This window comes from Candidatus Zixiibacteriota bacterium, from assembly GCA_022865345.1.
In the GTDB taxonomy this organism is placed as follows: domain Bacteria; phylum Zixibacteria; class MSB-5A5; order MSB-5A5; family RBG-16-43-9; genus RBG-16-43-9.
Genome location: JALHSU010000024.1, coordinates 1 through 1,817, shown reverse-complemented (window position 1 = coordinate 1,817; position 1,817 = coordinate 1). Strand labels below are relative to the sequence as shown.

The 1,817-nt window shown below is 42.1% G+C and carries 1 protein-coding gene; it reads left to right on the top strand.

Features of this window, described 5'->3' with window-relative positions; translation table 11 throughout:
* The first annotated feature begins 404 nt into the window (after nucleotides 1-404).
* The gene (locus tag MUP17_00990; GenBank protein ID MCJ7457551.1) at nucleotides 405-1,199 is read left to right on the top strand and encodes a hypothetical protein; all 795 of its coding nucleotides are present in this window, start codon (nucleotides 405-407) and stop codon (nucleotides 1,197-1,199) included.
* Nucleotides 1,200-1,817: the final 618 nt, after the last annotated feature.

Genomic DNA, 1,817 nt, shown 5'->3' with positions numbered 1-1,817 from the left:
GAGCAGGTTTTAGAGGTGATAGAATAAAGAAACGTAGGGGCGGGTTTAAAACCCGCCCCTACAAAACCCATAGCGTCGGGCTTGAAGCCCGACGAATCTGTAGCGTCCGACCATCATGTCGGACGAAAAACAACTGAGACGTATTCTATGCGTCTCTACGCCTTATATTATAGTTGCCCAATTCATTGGGCATATTTTTTTCGTAGCGCGACCCAGCTTGTCCCGCCAGCGGCGGGATCAGGGTCGCTGTTTTTGTAGGGACAGAACATTGTTCTGTCCACCAGCCAGGATAAGCAGAGAAAATGTAGAGGCTGGCTTTCAGCCATCCATTTTTATTGATTTTCCTGCGGAATCTTTGTATATATATATAGAGGAAGATTTAAGACCAGACGATTGAACTAACCATGTCTGACTTTGAAGAAACCAGAAAGGACAAGTCGTGGATTACCGAGGCATTTATAATCGCGTTTGCTCCAGTAGCTGCATATACCATCAAATATAGCTATGAGTTAGGTTTTGCGCGTCAGTTTGGGATTCCTGAAGGATTCATAGATATTGATCTTACGCAAATTCTTTCACTAACCGTTGTAACGGTGATGGTTTTTCTAATAATCGCTTTAGCTGCGAGCGCTTACAAAATAATTTTCGGAAAGTCAAAACATATAATTTTTAAGAAAATGCTGAGGTTGTCGATTGTTTTTATTCTTCTTTTTCCCCTTTCCATTCTATCACTGATAACTGGACATGTATCAATAATCCTTGCCTGTTTCTTGTTTTTCGGAACGTCTGTATCGGTAGAATTAGTTCACCCACTCTTGACCCAAAAACAGAAGGTAGGTTACATCGCTAAATTAGAAGCATCAGTCTCACTATGGGAATATTTCAAGCTGTCTTTCTCTTACTACTTTGGTCGGTGGCTTTCGAGCGTTGTTTTTACAGCTGCAGGGTTAACCATTCTATTAGTATACTCTTTTGTAGTTGGGCATTTAGTAGCTCTAAGAAGTAGCGAATTTATTATAGTCAAGAGTTCGCCTGATATGGTAGTGCTCCGTCAATATGGCGATAAACTAATCTGCGCCCCTCTTGACAGGACGAACAAAAAGGTAGAGAGAACACTTACTATTTTAAAAGTAGGAGAGGACCTAAGTCTCAAATTGCGAGTCGAGGAAGTCGGGCCATTAAGCCTGAGAAAAGATTGAGAAGTTGATCCTATGCTGCTAAGTGTCCTATTTGAGGACTCGGAATAAAAGTCGTGAAAATCAGCAAAGATGGCTAAAATACAAAAAATCATCCTCTTGGTCTGGTGCTGTCTTATTGTTCTAATTTGCCTCTTTATGCCCGTGGAGCACCAAGGTTACCAAGGTTGGAGTGCGGGAGGGGAGTGGATAGAGTATGTCTTCATTTTGACTACTCCCTCCTTGACAGGTGTCTCATTTATCCGCGTCATTATCGAATTTGTTGGAGCTACCGCCTTATGTGGTGCAATGTTTCTATTAACTGATATTTTCAAAAGGAAATAAAGCCCCGTTAAAAACCTTGCCACCCCTCCCGGCCCGCTCTCTTTAGTGCAGTTCTTTGCTCGTCTGCGTTTCCCTGCTTGATTTCCCGACAAGACGCTCCCTTTTTAAAACCTGAAAAACCGACATTCGTCTCGAAAGACCGACAAAGGAACGTCTTATAATAGTTATTATGTAAACTAAAAGACACTTTTAAAAAGAGCCTAAATCATTAAGCCCGAATCTGGAGTTCAAATTCGGGCTTTTCCCCTACCCTATTGAGATTAATAGCCCCACATTGAGGGCAATGTGGAGCTACCG

Bases quoted from the DNA above. Each gene is read 5' to 3' on its own strand.
- MUP17_00990 (MCJ7457551.1), top strand. From the start codon at position 405: ATGTCTGACTTTGAAGAAACCAGAAAGGACAAGTCGTGGATTACCGAG.